Consider the following 17,327-nt stretch of genomic DNA (forward strand, 5'->3'; position numbering starts at 1 on the left):
AAAAAATGTTAAAATATTGTTGACAATAAAATTAAAAGTAATATAATTTAGATAAGTAAGTGGTATTTTTATTCCACAATTTCTAAGATATTAATTAAAACCCTTAAATAATACATACAACCATATTTTATTTCGTTATATAAGTATCGTCCTATATCTTTTTCACCAGGTGGTAAATTTGTAATTTTTCCATATTGGATTACAAATGCTTTAAAAAATGCTTCTTCTTTTTTAAAAGAGTATAGAATAAATAATTGTAGATCAATATCTTCATTATTGGTTTTAAATTTACTTTTATATTCATTAGCTTTTCGTTGAAATTCATTACCTTTTGCTTCTGCTTTAATACTTTGTTTTTCCTTTGTGCTATCTTTAATATTATCTAATAATGTAGTATTAATTTTTTCTTTTAAAGTTTTAATAATTTTATTATTTTCACTCGTATTAAGCTTATTACCATTAAATGTATTACAAGCAAGTAAAGATGTTGTACTTATTGCTGACGAACCAAATATCCCTGAAATAGTTAATATTTTTTTCATATTTTAATACTTATTTTTCCTTTCTTTTTTGAATTTTTACATAATGCAACTGCTTATTCCATTTATAACTTTTTTAAGAAAAAAACAAGAGTATTTTTTAATAAATTTCTTTTTTCTTAACACTAAAAAGATATCTTATATAAGATATCTTTTCTTATAATTTATATATTAAAACCTAAGACCCTATTCTTTTTACTGGTAGTTTATTAAAAATAAAAATAAAACTTAAAAATAACATTCCAATAATAATACTATAAATAATTATATAAGTTAATATATTTGTAGAAAAAGTAATTATTACTGGAATAATAATAATACCTAACAATAAACTAAAGATAGCATGCCCGAAGACATGTTCAATCATTAGACCTAAGGTTAAATGCTCAGTTCCAACTAAATTAATTATATTATTTTTTTGAATACGACTTAAATGCCCAAGACAACATCCTATTAAGATTTGACTTCCATCTAAACCAATTGTTAAATATAAAATATGCGATAATTGGGTTTGAAAGGGGAAGAAGGCAATTGTTAATCCTAATAATAATGCAATGGCAATTATAGCAATAATTGTATTACAAATAATTTGGTGTTTAATATTATTATTGTTTATTTTTAGTAAATATCCAAATAAATAACTTATTTTTCGAATAACATATAAACTACCTATCACTATAATCATAATTGCGGTGTTATTAAAAATTAAAATAGGAAGAATGTAACCAAATACTTCATTAATACTGTATAAAAAACTTGATGAATATAAATAACTTCAAAATTGTTTGTTTTTTTGAAGTACTTTTCAACTATTAGGATTAATTTTAAAAGTAATTTCTTTTGTTTGAATATCATGGTTGAAAAAAATTAAACTAAAGTTAATTAATGCTAATAGACTAAAATATCCTTGTAAGGAAATTTTAGCTGTTAATTCTGTTAAAAAGTATTGTATTAAAAAAGGAATTATAATTGTAACAACACTTCCTAAAATAAAATAAAGACTAGGATTTGTTTTTAATTGATGTTCACGGGTATAACTACGGATAATTTCCATTGAAAAAGGAACCATTCCAGCAACAAACATTCCTGTACAAAAAAGCAGTAAGGGATAAAAATAAATAATTAAATTATTATCAAAAAAATTAACAGTAATTAATAACGAAAGAAAAATAAAAAGAAAAAAACTATTAATTTGAAGGATAAAAGTATTACTCTTTTTCTTTTTAACTTTAGCCCATAATGGAGTAAAAAAGAACATTGCAGTAGGAACTAATAAGAAGAATCAAATTTTTGTTAAACCAAATTTATCAAAAATTGCAAATGGAGTAAATGAAAATAGTGCTCCCATCAAGATTCCCTGAATAATTATTATTATTTTTCAATTTCGTAATTTATTTGTCATTTTTATTATCACATCCTTTGCTTTATGGTATTTATCATATTATTGCTTTTTAGTGCAGAGTTTAAAAAATCTTTTCTTTTTTTACCTTACTTTTTAAAAAATTAGAAGACGTTATCACGACTTTTAAATAAATATTTAACCATTCAAGAGACCACTCTTTTTCTATTAATTTTTTCATTTTAACTTTTTTAATTATAAATGAATAATCCAAAAAAAGTAAGAATTAATGGAATATTTTTCAAATTATTAAGTTTTTTCTTTTAATTCGTTGTAAAATGATATTATGAGTATTAATTTATTAGTGTATAGAAGGAAATAAATAAAATGAAAAAATCAATTGATACAATCAAAATGTTGGGAATTGAAGCAATTAATAAAGCAAATTCAGGCCATCCAGGAATTGTTCTTGGTGCTGCGCCAATGGCATATACTTTATTCACAAGACACTTAGTTGTTAACCCACAAGTGGATAAATGAACAAATCGTGATCGTTTTGTTTTAGCAGCAGGACATGGTAGTGCTTTATTATATTCGTTATTGCATTTATCAGGATTTGATCTTAATATTGATGATTTACGAAATTTTCGTCAAGTTGATTCAATTACGCCTGGTCATCCGGAATCACATTTAACGCCCGGAGTGGATGTGACAACAGGTCCTCTTGGCCAAGGACTTGCAGCAGCAGTTGGTTTAGCGTTAGCAGAAACGAATTTAGCAGCAAGATACAATACCAATAAATATCCTCTTTATGATCATTATACTTATGTTTTATTTGGTGATGGTGATTTACAAGAAGGAGTTACACAAGAAGCAATATCTTTAGCAGGACATTGAAAACTAAATAAATTAATTGTATTATTTGATTCTAATGATGTACAATTAGATAATATGGTTAATGTTGCACAAAGTGAAAACATTGCTGATCGTTTTAAAGCAGCAAATTGAAATTATCTTTTTGTTAAAGATGGTAATGATATTGAAGCAATTGATCAAGCTATTATAAAAGCAAAAAAAAGTGATAAACCAACATTAATCGAAGTAAAAACAATAATTGGTGATGGGGCAACAAAACAAGGTACACCAACAGTACATGGTGCGCCGTTAGGAAGTGATATTAAAACAGTTCGTAAAATGTTAAAATGAGATTATAAATCATTTGAAGTTCCTAGTGAAGTTTATAAGGATTTTGAAATCAATGTTAAACAACGAGGAATTAAAAAATATCAGGAATGATTAGAAATGTATCAAGGTTTTTGCGAAGAAAATTCTACTTTAGCAAAAGAACTTGATGATGCCGTTTATGGTAATTTTAATTTTAATCCACAAGATTTTCGTGATTTAAAACCAATTAAGTCACAAGCAACACGAATTAGTAGCGGGGCAATTCTTGACCGTCTTTCTAATATTATTCCAGCTTTAATTGGTGGTAGTGCTGATTTAAGTGGTAGTACAAAAGCAAAGGGAACTGATGGTGTTTATAGTCCTAAAAATCGATTAGGTCGAAATTTAGCTTATGGAGTGCGTGAATTTGCAATGGCAGCCATTAATAATGGAATTTGTTTACACCGTGGATTAATTCCTTTTGCAAGTGGTTTCTTTGTTTTTGCTGATTATATGAAGCCAGCTATTCGTTTAAGTTCATTAATGGAAATTCCAGCTATTTATATTTTATCGCATGATTCAATTGCTGTTGGTGAAGATGGTCCAACACACCAACCGATTGAACAATTAGCAATGTTACGTAGTCAGCCAAACTTAAATGTTTTTCGTCCAGCTGATTTTAATGAAACATTAGGAGCTTATCATATCGCTTTACAGTCAAAACATATTCCAAGTGTTATTTTAATTACACGACAAGATTTACCAGAATTAGAACATTCAAATGTTGAGGCAGTGAAAAAAGGAGCTTATCAAATTTATGGACAAGAAGATAATAATGATGTTGTATTGTTAACAACTGGTAGTGAGGTTAGCATGGCAATTGCTGTTGCAAACAAATTAGAACATGATAAAAAAATTAAAGTAAAAGTAGTATCAATGCCTTGTTGAGAATTATTTGAGCAGCAAGATGCTGCCTATAAACAAAAATTGTTAGAACCAACAGCTTTAATTGCGTCAATTGAATTAGGAGCAACCTTTGGTTGAGAACGTTATACTTCAAATAATGGTTTGAATTTTGGAATTAACACTTTTGGACAATCAGGACCATTTCAAGATGTATTAGAATATTTTGGTTTTAATGTAGAAAACATTGTTAATGCTATTAATAAAAAAATGCAATCATCATAAAAATGATAATTGCATTTTTTATTGTTCTCTTGTTTATTTAACTATCATATTTTAAATAACGTTGTCAAAAAATGGGAGCTAAACTACGTAAAATAAAAGGAACAACAATTTGGATAATTGGATATGTAAAAAGAAAACTATGAATAAAATTATAAACAATGGCATATAATCAATTACTATAACCTGATCAAACTGAATCAGGGAATAAAGTTGTTCAAATTAAAACACCAACTAATACTTGTGACAAGTAAATAAGAGTAATAATACTAAAACAAATAATAATATAATTAACATAAGTAATATATTTTTTGTCATTATTAACTTTAAAACGCATAAAACTCGCAATTGTTGGAATAATCATTGGAACAAAATAATCTAATAAATATGATCATGATGAAACAATAAAATTTGAAGCAATAAATAGCAATGACATCAGGGCACTAATACTCCCAGTTATAAAACCAGCGATTGCTGAGTGTAAAAAAGCAATAACGATAAGTGGAAGATATTTTAAACAAATGCCACCACCATATGGTAAGTTAGGCAATAATGTTTCTAAATATGCTAAAGCTAAGGTTGCTGCTACAAACATCGCAATAATAACAATATCAAATGTTTTTCATTTTCAAATTCCTAAATTAATTAAAAATCGTTTTCGTTTCATAGTATTAGTAAATAATAAATCACTAACCTTTATTTCATAACTATAAATAATAATATTACTAATTAAATTAAGAACATTCAAACTAATAATATTTAAAATAATAAACTGAAACTTATAATTAATATATTCTTCATAATTTGTTAATCAAGCACTTATTGCAGATATGATACTAAATATTAAACCAAGTCCACAAGTCGTTAAACAAAAAACTCATATATTTTTAAAATATTGGTCATTATTTAAATGAAATAGTTTACTTAATCTTGATAGTGGTAAAATACTAAGCGTTATTAAAATACCAAGGTATAAACTTATGACAATAAAAATTGTTACTTTATTGTATCATAAAATAATGTTTTGTTGGTTTAACTTAACCTTAAAAGATGGGGATGTAACCATAAAAAAATCTCCTTACACAAATAATTTTGTAATTAACTTCTGTGAAAGTGAGCATCAAATTAAATTTATTAAATTAAATAAATAACAAATTTGAACTCCCTACGCTAGTGTTAACTAGATCAGGTTCGAAGAGTATTTCTCAAACTTATGTTTTATAAGTTACCTCTGTCAATTACAATATTATCTTAACATTGTTGGAAAAAACTGCAAGAAATTTTAATAATTTATTATATAATAATGTATATGGAATTAGAGGCAAAGATATGTTTAAATGATGAAGACGAAAAAAAACTGAACAAAAAATAGTAAATTTAGAAACAGCTAGTGCTTTTGATGATGAAATTGAAGCATTTAGTGGGGTTAATTTTAGTGATGAAACAGTTGACTTTAAAGTGCCACAATCAACACAAGTGATGGTAAATAACTCAGAAAATTCTAAAATTAGAAATACTGAAAAACACATCAAACCATCGAACCAAGAGAATGTTAATAATATTCATAGCCTTGTTCAAAATGCACGTCATCAAATTAATAAATACAAAGAAGAATATAATGTTAATGAACATGAAAATGTTTTAGAACGTTTAGAACAATTAAAAAAATTACGTGATAGTTCACAAGTTCAACCAAATGAATTTCAACAAATGCTAAATCAAATTAAAGAACGGAATTTTAATGATCGAATGGCATATATTATGGATCGCATTAAAATTTCTCATCGTTATGATGATAAGTTAGAGTTAGACCATAATGGTGAACCATTAGAAGAGAATTTCCCAAAAGGGGTAAAAAAAAATAAAGTTACAATTACTGGTAATAAAAATGAAATTAATACTTTTAAACAAAACTTACCAAAAAAAATTGCTAATGATTTAAGTGAAAAAGAAAATGTTACCATTACATTATCTATTAAACAATTTCAAGAAGTTGTGCGTGATACTGTCGAAGATGTTTTAGTTGAATTAGGAATTAAAAATAAAGATGAATAATTTTTATTTTGTTTGAATTTGTTGTTATTTTTGGATTGGGAGGAAGAATAAATGAAGATAGCATTATTTGGTGGTAGTTTTGACCCATTTCATACTGACCATTTAGCAATGATTAATCTTGTTAAAACAAAAACAGATATTGATGAAATTTGAATTATTCCAACAAATCAGAATCCTTTTAAAACACGAAAATTATCTCCCCCTACGGATCGTGTCGCAATGATTAATTTAGCAATCGCTGATTTAGTGGATGTTAAAATTAATTTAATTGAATTAGAAAATGCAAAGCCTAGTACAACATATGAAACTGTTTTAAAATTGCAACAGCAATTTCCTCATCATCAGTTTTATTTTATGATTGGTTCTGATCAACTAGCATCATTAAATAAATGAAACAATATTAATGAATTAGCAAGAATGCAAACTTTTATTGTTTTCCAACGAAATGAACCAATTGATCAAACAATTTTAAAACAATATCAAGCAATGTTACTTCCATTTCATAATAATTTAAATTTATCATCAACAATGTTACGAGAAGGAAAAAACATTGCATTACAATTGCCAAATATTACGAATTATATTAATAATAATTTATTATATTTGCCAGAACGACTAGGCCAAAATATGGATAAGGAACGCTATCAACATTGTTTAAATGTTGGCCAAAAAGCGCGGGAATTAGCATTAGTTCATAAGTTAAATCCGCAAAAAGCTTTAATTGCTGGGACTTATCATGATATTACAAAACAATGATTAGAACAAAAACAAAAAGCATATCTAACAAAATATTTACCGACGTTTTTATCAGAGCCAATTGCTACTTGGCATGCTTATACTGGTTATTGCCATTTAAAATATGATTTATTATTTAATGATGAAGATATTTTATCAGCAATTAAATGGCATACTGTTGGTCGACCAGAAATGACTTTATTTGAAATGCTAATTTTTGTTGCGGATAAAATTAGTAGTGAACGAAATTATTCAAAAGTTGATTATTATCGAACATTAGCCCAAAAAGATTTAGTAAAGGCATTTCAAGAATTATTAATAGTTCAATTTGAACGAGCAGTCGCGAAGCAAGGCCTTGAGCATTTAGGAAAAAATATACAATTGACTTATCAGCAATGAAAAGAGGATAAATAACGTTATGAATTTAATTATTAGTGCAATGAAAGAGGAATTGGCAGCAACTTTAAATGTTTTAAAACCAACAATAGTTGATAAATATACCCAGATTGAAGTATATCAAAAAGATAATTGATTATTTGCAATTAGCAAAATTGGGTTAGTTAATGCTGCTATGACTTTAACAACCTTACTTAAAGATTATGTAATTAAAACAGTTTATAATCTTGGAACAGTTGGGACTTTAAAACCAAATTTTAAACCATTATCAGTTTTAGCAATTACGGAAGCTTACTATACTTTTGCTAATGCCCAAGAGTTTGGTTATGCAATGGGGCAAATCCCTGGCGAATTACCTAGTTATTATAGTGATAAAAAATTAATAGCTACAATTACAACAAAAATGCCACACATTCAAACAGCAGTTTTAGGCAGTAGTGATATTTTTATTGATAAAATAGAATATTTTGAGCATATTAAAAATAAATTTAAAAATAAGATTGATGTAGTTGATATGGAAGGTTGTGCTTTTTTTCAAGTTGCTTTAAATTATCAAATTCCAATTATTAGTATTAAAATTGTTACAGATTATTTACAAGCAAATAAGAAAAGTTCAACAATACAATTTAAACAAAATTTATCACAAGCAGGAATTTTAATTTGTGAATTAATTTCAGCAGAATTATTTAATAATCAAGAATAAAAAATTAAAAATTAAGATATAATTTAAACAATGTTATCAAATAGAAAGAGGGATTAAATGTCGTGACTGACGGTTTTGATTCAAAATAATTGTTGCATTAGTTGCTTTATTTGGATTATTAACTAATTATTTAACTAATTTATTGCATTTAAACAAAATGATTGTGACGGACAGTAATAACCAAGCAACATATTTATGAGCTGTTTATGATCAAACAGGCGCAATTAGTCATTGAAATTATGCTGGTTACACAATATGATGAATTTCATTTTTTACAACACAATCAAATTTTTTAGTATTAATTTGATTTGTAATTGCAATTATTTGCCATCGGCAAGAAGGAATTATTAAACTATTAAAAACATATTTATCATTATCAGTTGCTGTGTATATTACCGTTACTTGTTTAATTTACAATTTCGTATTATTACCAGCAATCTTAAAAAATAAAGATTTAATGTGAGGGCCTCTAAAGTGAACAGAGCAAATTATTCTGCATGCTGTTGTACCAGTATTAACAATTATTTATATTGTTATCTTTGCTAATCAGTCACCATTAGTTTTAACAAAACAATTTTATCGACAAAAATTAGGGTGATATTTTATTTATCCAATTTTATATGGTGTTTATGGAGTTATTAAAGGAATATTATGTGAATATAGTGGAATGCATCTAAAGATTGCATATCAATATTTCTTTTTACAAATTACAAATCCAAAAGTACAAGATCTACCTGGTATTGTTTGATTTATAATTGCTATTATTTTAATTTCAGGGATTATTGCTGCTTTTGGAGGCTTATATCATTTTAGTATGTTAAAAGTTACAAAACGTTATCAACAAGCAAAAAATTTTGAGAGTGTTGCATATAAACGGGTATTATTTAATTTATTTAAAAACAAGAAACTTTTTTCTTTTATAAAAAAAATAATAACACAAAAAAATAAAAATACAAAAAATAATTTCATATTTTAACATACTAAAAAATAGTTTAAAAACTAAAATTAAATTATTTTAAATTAACTAAAATTAAATCTTATAATTTTTAAATCCAAAATATTTTTAAATGTTGAAAATAAAAATGTTTTATTCTCATATCCCAAACAAGATTTTACAACTCTTGAAACATAACTTTCAGCAGATACACCAATATTTCACTCTTTATTTTGATTTAAAATACCATTTTTTAAATTAATAAAATACCTTAATTTAATTCTTTCATTCTGTAATGATTTTAAAAAAGTTATAAATTCGTCGTATTTTCCTTGTAAAAATAATTCCTTTGCGTGTAAATAATTTTTAACAATATATATTATTCTTTAATTCTCTTATTGCATTAAATCTATCAAATATAAACATACCATCTAAAATTTTAGCAGTTTTTTTTAATTCATTTAGCACTATCTCCACCAATAATTAATTTAATATTTTTATAATTTTTAAAAAATTTTTGAATTTGTTTTTTAATAAATAAAGCATTAAATTCTGCTCCTTAAGTTTTCTTATTAAGAAAAAAATAACAATATTTTTTATTTAAAGATTTATTATTTTCTTTTCCAGTATTAAATGAAATTATTCTAACAGTTTGCAAATAAGATTTATTATTTTTATTTTTTAAAGTTACATGTGCATCATCCAAATTGATATATAAATTTTCTCAATTTTTTAAATCTATTTTTTTATCTTTTCTTTTTATTAATGCTTTTCGTAAAATACGCGAAACAGATGAAAAATGCAATTTACAATTAAACATATCTAATATATCACTATATCTTTTATTTTTTACTATTTCAGCAATTATTTTTAATTTTAAATCATTAATTATTCTTTGTCATTTTTCAACTTCAAATTGTTTATCAACAAGAGGAACATATTTTCACTTACCCTTATAAAAATATTTGTAAATTCTTCTCTTATAAATTAATATTCCAAATTCTGTTTTAATTTTTCTAGTTTTTATTTCTTTTACAAAATATTTTATTTTATCTCGTTTTTTAAAAATTATATTATCAATTCTTTCTATCTTTTCTTTTAACTGATTTAAAGCATTTTCATAAATATTTGCACTAAATTTATTAAAATTAAACATTTTATTATTTTCTTTCGTTAATGTATAGTATAATTAAAGTAATTATAACATTTTACAAAAAGGAATAAATATATGAAAAAGTTATTAAGTATTTTAGGAGCAATCGGATTAACAGCAACAAGTACAACAAATTTAGTTGCTTGTGATAAACCTAAGCCAAATAATAATAGCGAAAACGGAAATAATAAACCAGAACCTAATAAACCACAAGAACCGCCAGTTGAAAGTAATTGAAAATTAGTTAATAATTTTAAGGAAAATTTACAAAAAGAAATTAATGTAAAAAATAATAAATGATATATAGCAATAGGAAGAAATAAAAGAGGCAATCCTTTATATAATTCTGTTGTTAAATTTAATTCAAAATGAGATGTTTTAACTGTGAGTGGTAATATATCATTTGGTAATGATAATTATTATTCTTTAAAAGATATTAAAAGTATTTATCGTTGAGATGGAACTAATGAACCACAAACACCAGATGTTGATAAAGATACTGGTAAAATTATAGATTGAAAAGAATAAAAGGACTTTATTAGTCCTTTTTATATTAATCGTACAAATTTCATAAAAATAATTAATAAAAATATATTTGTTGTTGTATTATATAATGCTGGACTAAATTTTCATACCTCAAATGTTTGATTAAAAAAAGTATATATTGTTTGAAAAATCTTACCAACGCCACTGGCTAATTCGTTTACTTGTTTTATACCAGGAATATTATTAACTATTCAAATTGCCGCATTTCTGATATGACACGCTAAATTATATCAACTACAACTTTCATATTGTGCTTGTCATCATTGACTATCAGGGAATAATCCACCGTTATTAATTTCTTGTCAATTATAAATCCCAAAATTAAAATCATAATAACGATACATATAATTATCTTTTTGTGCTTGTAATTCAAAAACATTATAACCGATTTTTTGTTCTTCCATTTTCTTATATTTTAAACCATATTTATCTTTTAAAACACCTTCAAAAACATATCCTTCATTTTGATTAATATTATAATCATTTGAAACTGAAAAATCATAGTTAAATACACCTCCATAATTTGTATTATAAAACCGATTTTTAAATGCTGAATACAATTTAATATCTAATTGTTTGTATTTATCAGAAAAATAAAAGTAACGTGGATAAATTTTAAAACCATTATTCGCTAATAAACCATATTTTTTATTATATTCTTGTACATAAATATTATTTTCTAAATCAAAAATTGTTCGTAAATAATCTTTATAAAAATTTTGAGAAACCGTAAACATACTATTTAATAATTTTTCAAATTGAGTTTTATTAATATTGCTTTCCTCAATTAAAACATCTGTAAAATTAACTAATTTTAAACCAAAAAAGTTAATTAAAACCGTATCATATTGTAAATTATCAATATATCCACTTTCAATAAAATTACTACGATTTTGAAATACTGGAACTAAAGCATGAGCAAAAAATGCTTTTAAAAATTTATTAATATCAATTTGACCTTTCATCTGTTCAAAAATCTCTTTACCAGTATTAGGAGTATTACCTTGATAATAATTATAATTTTCAGCACTAAAATTAAATGTATTTTCCTTTATCTTTCATAAAAGAAAATAAAAAACCTAAATCATCAGTATACCGATAATTATTATAATCATATCCATTTCAATATTGTTTAAGATGTGTTAACTCTAAACTCCCAGCAATAATATTTTTTCGTTCATCAATCGTTAAAATCATTCGATAAATTGATTTTTTAGTTAAAATAGTACCAATACTAGACTTATTCAAATTATTAATAATTTCAAAATCAAATATTATTCTTTGACTACCTAAATTTGGATCATCATAATCTAGATTACCACCTTGTTGAACTCGAATATTTTCTTGCACAATAGCATTAATATATTTTAATAAAAAAGAACGAGTATTTTGATAATTAGTATCAGTCCAAAAAATAACACTACCAGTATCTTTATCAACATCTGGTGTTTGTGGTTCATTAGTTCCATCTCAACGATAAATACTTTTAATATCTTTTAAAGAATAATAATTATCATTGCCAAATGATATATTACCACTCACAGTTAAAACATCTCATTTTGAATTAAATTTAACAACAGAATTATATAAAGGATTGCCTCTTTTATTTCTTCCTATTGTTATATATCATTTATCATTTTTTACATTAATTTCTTTTTGTAAATTTTCCTTAGAATTATTAACTACTTTTCAATTTTGAAACTTTAAATTAACTTGTTGCAAATTATCAATACTTTTTTCTAATTTATTTATAATTTCAACAGTAATAAAATATTTTGCAAATGAATACGAAAAATTTGTTAATTCTTTTAAAAATTGTTTCTTATCAACATCATAAAATTTATCAATACTATATTGTTTAGCATAAACATCTCAATTTTTATATAAATCCATAAACTCATGACTAGGTTTATCAAATGAAATTCCCGTTGAATAACTATCTTTTAAAAAATCTAAATATCACTTATCATTTCCTAACTATAGAATGTTTTTGAAACAATAAACCCAACTATATATAAACTTGATATCGTTAACATTAGTAGATGACTAAATAAAATTGCCATTTTGCCAAACAAAGAAAATAAAAAAGTATCAGAATTATATAAATCCATAATAATATTTTTTGCTGATGTCAACTGATTAATAATAACCGTAATAAATCCGGTTCCAAATATAACGATTGCCACAACTAAAAAAACTAATCTAATCATTATTTATTCACCCTTCGATATCCTTGTTCTCTTGTTTTTGCTTGCCTAGCTAAACTTGATAATTGTTGTTTATTACGATTAATTTTAAATTGTTTACGTTCTTCAACATGTTTTTGTATACCTTGTTTGGTATCTAAAACTCCACGAGCTGTTGAAGAATATAATTTTGATGTACTATTTTGAACAGTTGAACCTAATTCATTATATTGTGTTGATGTACCATGAATAGCATAAATTGATAATTTAATAACCATAAAAAAGATCACAAAATAAGCAATCGTTGTTTTTGTCATTGGCAATTTAGTATTTCAAATCACATCAAAAATAAACAAAAATACATCAAAAATAAAACTAAAAATTTTGTCTCAATTACTACTTTCTGATAATAAATTAATCATATTTACCACTTCCTTTTTCTTTTTTAGGTTTTAAATTCTTTTTCAAAATATCAATATCAAACAATTATAAGCGTTGTTTATTATTTAATTTTGATATATCTTTTCAAAAGTATTCTTTTTTATTAACAACCTCATCGTTTTTCAAATAACGAACAAAACTTAATCAATAACTATCGTATTTATTATCAAATTCAAGCGGAATAATTATCTTAAAAAACCGAATTCCTAATCCGACATCAGATCTATGTTTTGCACGTTTATCTTCGGCTGTTCTTTTAACAGACTCAGTTTTTCAAATTTCATAATCAGTAATATCTTGAAAAATACCAATTCGCATAATAAAAAACGATTAAAAATATTAAATCCTTTTTTAACAATTGATTTTTTAAGTGAAATTGGAATAATAATACCACTTGCTAATTGCCTAATATTATTTCAAATCATACTCTCACGCTGAGCAGTAAACAAAGCACGATGTCCAAAATGTCTTGCTAAAACAATTCACGGTATCTTACCACTATTAACTTTTTTCTCATCGTGCGGACTAGTTCCATCAATATATAAATAACTTTCATCAAATAAAATAACACTATCATCTGGAGGAACTGGTTTTGTTCGATCAGTAAAATCCAAATTATTAAAAGTTAAAAGTTTTATTGAATCATCTTCAATTGGATAATTACTATAAATTTTATTCGTTAAAAGTTTCATAGACTGAGACAAATAATTTAAAAGTAATGTTTTACCTGTTCCTAACTTACCAATGATAACTGACAAAGGGTTATCTCAAACAAAATCAACTAACCTAAATGCATTTAACTGATAAAAAATATTTTTTCATAATCACCAAAAAAATATACACATTGTAAAACAAATAATAGTCAAAATACTAAGCCGGTGTAATTTAAAGAAATAATTCAAAATAATAAATCAATTAAACTAAACAAAACCATTGAACCGCTAATATAACAATAATTTTTTAAAAAAAATACAAACTTTTTCATTATTTAAAATACCCAACTATTTTAAAAATCATTCACAATAAAAACCAAGTTAAAAACAAAATTACAATTCAAACACCAATCATCAAAGTTAAATATTCATTTTGTGTTAAATTTAAAGTTGTAATATTTTCAACATTTGTTTTATCTATAAACAAAAAGACATGAATAAAAAACTCTTTTAATTTTTCTCAATCATTTTGCATTTTTAAAAACTCCACATTTTTTGAATAAGTTTAAAAAATATTCCAAAAAATAAAATGATAAATAATACAAACGATAAAACATATATAAAATCGGTAGTCGAAAAAAAAGCTTAGGTTTTATAAAAATTATAAATAAAGTAATTAAATACAAATTAAAGTAATCGCTTTATTAGAACGATTTTTTTATTTGCATTATTCATCAGATAGTATCTTTAAAATTAAAAATTAACCTATTTTGCCCTACAAACTAGTTAATTTTTATAATTTCCTTTCTGTGATTTATTATATTTTTTCGGTTTAACAACTAATAATATCATTTTTAATAAAGGTACTATCTGATGAATAATGCAATACTAAAACTTAATATTTTGATGCTTAAAGATGGATAACTCATCTATGGCACGAAGTTTTAAAGAAAGTGTGAAAGCGATTGGATTTACTACTCCTATTTATTTCTTTTAATTCTTAGCAAGATTAATCACTTGTGAAATGTCAGAGCATGTGTTTTTTGGCTTGTTTTCATAAAAAGAGTGCTGTTAAACCAAAAAAAACAATATCGGATACTAAAAAACAAGAGGGAGGAGCTCCAAAAGGTTATTTTCTTTATATAAAGTTGTGTAGGGATGGATGAAGCGTAATTAATAACTAGGTAATTTTTTTTGTTTATTTCCGTATGGGGTAAACTCTATCAAAATATCCTATCCGCCCCCGCTCACCTTCAAAAGTGAAGCGGGCGGCGAAGGAATTAAATTAAATATTAAAATAAATTATTTACTAAATATCAAAATATTAACCAATAAAGGAATATTATGTTTTTTTACAGAAAGGAAAATATTTGATGAAAAAATGAAATAAAAAAATTAAAAATAAATTACAAGAATTAATGATACGAGCTTATCTGGTAACAGTAAATGATATTAATGATGAAATTTGATCAACAAATAAAAAAATTAAGGAGTATATATAATGACAGAATATAAAAGTTTGTATACTAATAAAACTTGAAATGAAATAACAACATCTTTTGATTGAGTTAATTGTCAACCTATTAATTAATTGTCGTATTTCACATTATAAAAAGCATTATGATTTGCAATGTTTAGAATGAGCAAAAATGTACTTAATTTTATTTGAAAACAAGTGAGATATTATTGTTTCTTATATGCAACATTACAAAATTAACGATATTTTAGATTTAACATCAGATGGATGAAAAATATTACAAATTGACAAAAAAATAAACCAGATAAATTAAAATATATTATTGCAATTGACCCTGCTGGAATTGGTCAAACTGGTATTATTATTTATAATGTTTTACAAAATAAAATAATTAATAATATTACTTTTAATTCCAAAAATGAAGAAGAAGCAATAAATAATATGTATTTAATATTAAATGAGTTTAAAAATAAAATTTGTTCTTATTTAAATAAAGTTATTGTAATAATTGAAGATTTTCAACTTCACAAAGGTTTAAAAATAAAAAATCCATTATCTACTCCTAAATTCATTGGTGGTTTAAAAGTTTTATGCAAATATCTATTTAATTTAAATTATGTTTTACAATCACCAGTTGTTAAGAAAAATTATATTTATAAAGGAAATATTAAAATAACAGAGCACAAATTAGATGCTTGAAAACATTTACAATATTTTTTAAAAAAGGAAGTGATAAATAATGACAATAACAGAATCAATTAAATTTAACAAACTTAAAGAAGAAAATGAAACACTTAAAAAAGAACTTGCTGAAAAAGAGCAAGAAACAAATAGTTTTAAACAACAAATAGATATGGCACATAATTTTAATCAAAATTTAGGTACTGAAATTGAAGAATTAAAACAACAACAATTATATAAAGAAGATTTTTACAAAAATCCATATTCAACAGGTTCTATCGATTGAATATTAGTTGACAGTTCAAAATATGACAAATTATCTAATAAGGATGTTAAATAATGTCTCAAACAAAAAGTAATTTACCTAAAAAATCAATAACTAATAAACCTAAAATAAAAAATAAAAAAGTTAATAAATTAGAATTAACTGTTAGATTACATGAAAATCCTATTAAAACAAAAATTAAGGCTCTTGTTGCTGGTGGTGTCGAAGTTGATGCTTGTTTGGCTAAATGTCAGTGAGAAGGATTAAATTACTCAACATTATCAATATATAACCCATTTGTTTTAACTTAGTTTTTGAAATTAAAAAAAGATGATGAGATAAAAATTAAAGGATCAGTATTTAATCAATTAAATATAAAAACTAAACGCTATTTTTTGTCTTTTAGAGTAGATAGTTTTGAAATTATACAAAAAGCGATTAGAAAAAGAACAAATACAAATATTAAAAAATAGGAGGAAAAACAATGGCATTAAAAAATGTAAAATATGTTCTTATAAATGAAAATAATGAACCTATTAAAAATGAAGATGGTAGTTTAGATATTAAAACTGCTGAAATTATTTTAGAAAATACTGCTGAAATTGAAGAATTTAATTAAAGTAATTTAGAAAATAATAATCAGCAAATCAACGAACTACAAGCAAAAAATACTGAGTTAACTTCACAAATTGAACAACAAACAATTCAACTAAAACAAATTGAAGTAATTGATTTTATTAATTCTTCAACTGATAATGAAGAATTTAAAAATGTTTTATTAAAATCTTATGATATTACTGATGATATTGAAATCATTAAAACACAATTGCAAAGTGTTTATGATGAATTAATTAAGGTACAAAAAGTTAATACTG

The 17,327-nt window shown here is 24.2% G+C and carries 20 protein-coding genes, 2 pseudogenes and 1 riboswitch; of the genes and pseudogenes, 13 read left to right on the plus strand and 9 right to left on the minus strand.

The features are described 5' to 3' along the window. Positions 1 to 68 precede the first annotated feature (68 nt). Both ABNT63_RS06450 and ABNT63_RS06455 read right to left on the minus strand, forming a co-directional pair. Positions 69 to 542, minus strand: coding sequence for a hypothetical protein (locus ABNT63_RS06450; protein WP_348734984.1), 474 nt, complete (start codon positions 540 to 542; stop codon positions 69 to 71). 175 nt (positions 543 to 717) lie between these two features. Further along, a complete protein-coding gene (locus ABNT63_RS06455; RefSeq protein WP_348734985.1) occupies positions 718 to 1,941 on the minus strand; it encodes a hypothetical protein in 1,224 nt (407 codons plus the stop codon). A gap of 324 nt (positions 1,942 to 2,265) precedes the next feature. On the opposite strand from ABNT63_RS06455, the gene tkt reads away from it, so the two are divergent. After that, complete coding sequence (gene tkt / locus ABNT63_RS06460; protein ID WP_348734986.1) at positions 2,266 to 4,230, plus strand: transketolase; 1,965 nt, start codon at positions 2,266 to 2,268, stop codon at positions 4,228 to 4,230. Between the two features lie 37 nt (positions 4,231 to 4,267). Here tkt and ABNT63_RS06465 read toward each other — a convergent pair whose 3' ends face one another. Beyond that, positions 4,268 to 5,293 carry an energy-coupled thiamine transporter ThiT gene (locus ABNT63_RS06465; RefSeq protein ID WP_348734987.1) on the minus strand — a complete coding sequence of 342 codons (1,026 nt, stop codon included), beginning with the start codon at positions 5,291 to 5,293 and terminating at the stop codon, positions 4,268 to 4,270. 78 nt (positions 5,294 to 5,371) lie between these two features. After that, positions 5,372 to 5,470: riboswitch (TPP riboswitch) on the minus strand. An 86-nt stretch (positions 5,471 to 5,556) separates the two neighbouring features. On the opposite strand from ABNT63_RS06465, the gene ABNT63_RS06470 reads away from it, so the two are divergent. From ABNT63_RS06470 to ABNT63_RS06485, 4 genes are all read left to right on the plus strand, one after another. Next, positions 5,557 to 6,282 carry a hypothetical protein gene (locus ABNT63_RS06470; RefSeq protein ID WP_348734988.1) on the plus strand — a complete coding sequence of 242 codons (726 nt, stop codon included), beginning with the start codon at positions 5,557 to 5,559 and terminating at the stop codon, positions 6,280 to 6,282. 51 nt (positions 6,283 to 6,333) lie between these two features. After that, the gene (locus ABNT63_RS06475; RefSeq protein WP_348734989.1) at positions 6,334 to 7,431 is read left to right on the plus strand and encodes a nicotinate-nucleotide adenylyltransferase; all 1,098 of its coding nucleotides are present in this window, start codon (positions 6,334 to 6,336) and stop codon (positions 7,429 to 7,431) included. Between the two features lie 4 nt (positions 7,432 to 7,435). Then, the gene (mtnN, locus tag ABNT63_RS06480) at positions 7,436 to 8,116 is read left to right on the plus strand and encodes a 5'-methylthioadenosine/S-adenosylhomocysteine nucleosidase (RefSeq protein WP_348734990.1); all 681 of its coding nucleotides are present in this window, start codon (positions 7,436 to 7,438) and stop codon (positions 8,114 to 8,116) included. A 157-nt stretch (positions 8,117 to 8,273) separates the two neighbouring features. Next, on the plus strand, positions 8,274 to 9,092 hold the full coding sequence (locus ABNT63_RS06485; RefSeq protein WP_348734991.1) for a Pr6Pr family membrane protein: 819 nt from the start codon (positions 8,274 to 8,276) through the stop codon (positions 9,090 to 9,092). Between the two features lie 517 nt (positions 9,093 to 9,609). Here ABNT63_RS06485 and ABNT63_RS06490 read toward each other — a convergent pair. After that, complete coding sequence (locus ABNT63_RS06490; RefSeq protein ID WP_348734992.1) at positions 9,610 to 10,206, minus strand: UPF0236 family transposase-like protein; 597 nt, start codon at positions 10,204 to 10,206, stop codon at positions 9,610 to 9,612. Between the two features lie 72 nt (positions 10,207 to 10,278). Here ABNT63_RS06490 and ABNT63_RS06495 point away from each other — a divergent pair, with 72 nt between their 5' ends. Beyond that, positions 10,279 to 10,731 carry a spiroplasma phage ORF1-like family protein gene (locus ABNT63_RS06495; protein WP_348734993.1) on the plus strand — a complete coding sequence of 151 codons (453 nt, stop codon included), beginning with the start codon at positions 10,279 to 10,281 and terminating at the stop codon, positions 10,729 to 10,731. A gap of 20 nt (positions 10,732 to 10,751) precedes the next feature. Here ABNT63_RS06495 and ABNT63_RS06500 read toward each other — a convergent pair. The 5 genes and pseudogenes from ABNT63_RS06500 to ABNT63_RS06520 form a co-directional block, all read right to left on the minus strand. After that, positions 10,752 to 12,720 (minus strand): annotated as a pseudogene (locus ABNT63_RS06500) (spiroplasma phage ORF1-like family protein); the annotation flags it as partial. Positions 12,721 to 12,722: 2 nt separating this feature from the next. Next, a complete protein-coding gene (locus ABNT63_RS06505) occupies positions 12,723 to 12,959 on the minus strand; it encodes a hypothetical protein (RefSeq protein ID WP_348734994.1) in 237 nt (78 codons plus the stop codon). Then, the gene (locus ABNT63_RS06510; RefSeq protein WP_348734995.1) at positions 12,959 to 13,357 is read right to left on the minus strand and encodes a hypothetical protein; all 399 of its coding nucleotides are present in this window, start codon (positions 13,355 to 13,357) and stop codon (positions 12,959 to 12,961) included. The genes ABNT63_RS06505 and ABNT63_RS06510 overlap by 1 nt, the downstream gene beginning before the upstream one ends. Next, a pseudogene (locus ABNT63_RS06515) lies at positions 13,350 to 14,361 on the minus strand (hypothetical protein). Before ABNT63_RS06515 ends, ABNT63_RS06510 begins: the two are co-directional and overlap by 8 nt. Continuing rightward, positions 14,361 to 14,564, minus strand: a complete 204-nt coding sequence (locus ABNT63_RS06520; protein WP_348734996.1) for a DUF2649 family protein — start codon at positions 14,562 to 14,564, stop codon at positions 14,361 to 14,363. The pseudogene ABNT63_RS06515 and the gene ABNT63_RS06520 overlap by 1 nt, the downstream one beginning before the upstream one ends. An 838-nt stretch (positions 14,565 to 15,402) precedes the next feature. On the opposite strand from ABNT63_RS06520, the gene ABNT63_RS06525 reads away from it, so the two are divergent. The 7 genes from ABNT63_RS06525 to ABNT63_RS06555 are packed head-to-tail and all read left to right on the plus strand — an operon-like array spanning position 15,403 to position 17,071. After that, positions 15,403 to 15,531, plus strand: a complete 129-nt coding sequence (locus ABNT63_RS06525; RefSeq protein WP_348734885.1) for a hypothetical protein — start codon at positions 15,403 to 15,405, stop codon at positions 15,529 to 15,531. 57 nt (positions 15,532 to 15,588) lie between these two features. Then, the gene (locus ABNT63_RS06530) at positions 15,589 to 15,819 is read left to right on the plus strand and encodes a hypothetical protein (RefSeq protein WP_348734997.1); all 231 of its coding nucleotides are present in this window, start codon (positions 15,589 to 15,591) and stop codon (positions 15,817 to 15,819) included. Beyond that, complete coding sequence (locus ABNT63_RS06535) at positions 15,774 to 16,268, plus strand: hypothetical protein (RefSeq protein ID WP_348734998.1); 495 nt, start codon at positions 15,774 to 15,776, stop codon at positions 16,266 to 16,268. The genes ABNT63_RS06530 and ABNT63_RS06535 overlap by 46 nt, the downstream gene beginning before the upstream one ends. Beyond that, the gene (locus ABNT63_RS06540) at positions 16,246 to 16,527 is read left to right on the plus strand and encodes a hypothetical protein (protein WP_348734999.1); all 282 of its coding nucleotides are present in this window, start codon (positions 16,246 to 16,248) and stop codon (positions 16,525 to 16,527) included. The genes ABNT63_RS06535 and ABNT63_RS06540 overlap by 23 nt, the downstream gene beginning before the upstream one ends. After that, positions 16,527 to 16,763, plus strand: coding sequence for a hypothetical protein (locus ABNT63_RS06545; RefSeq protein ID WP_348735000.1), 237 nt, complete (start codon positions 16,527 to 16,529; stop codon positions 16,761 to 16,763). The genes ABNT63_RS06540 and ABNT63_RS06545 overlap by 1 nt, the downstream gene beginning before the upstream one ends. Before the next feature lie 3 nt (positions 16,764 to 16,766). Next, positions 16,767 to 16,925, plus strand: a complete 159-nt coding sequence (locus tag ABNT63_RS06550; RefSeq protein ID WP_338989005.1) for a hypothetical protein — start codon at positions 16,767 to 16,769, stop codon at positions 16,923 to 16,925. A gap of 11 nt (positions 16,926 to 16,936) precedes the next feature. Next, positions 16,937 to 17,071: a hypothetical protein gene (locus tag ABNT63_RS06555; protein WP_348735001.1), complete on the plus strand. Its 135-nt coding sequence runs from the start codon at positions 16,937 to 16,939 to the stop codon at positions 17,069 to 17,071. Positions 17,072 to 17,327 lie beyond the last annotated feature (256 nt).

This window comes from Spiroplasma endosymbiont of Ammophila pubescens (assembly GCF_964020965.1).
Lineage (GTDB): Bacteria > Bacillota_I > Bacilli_A > Mycoplasmatales > Mycoplasmataceae > Spiroplasma.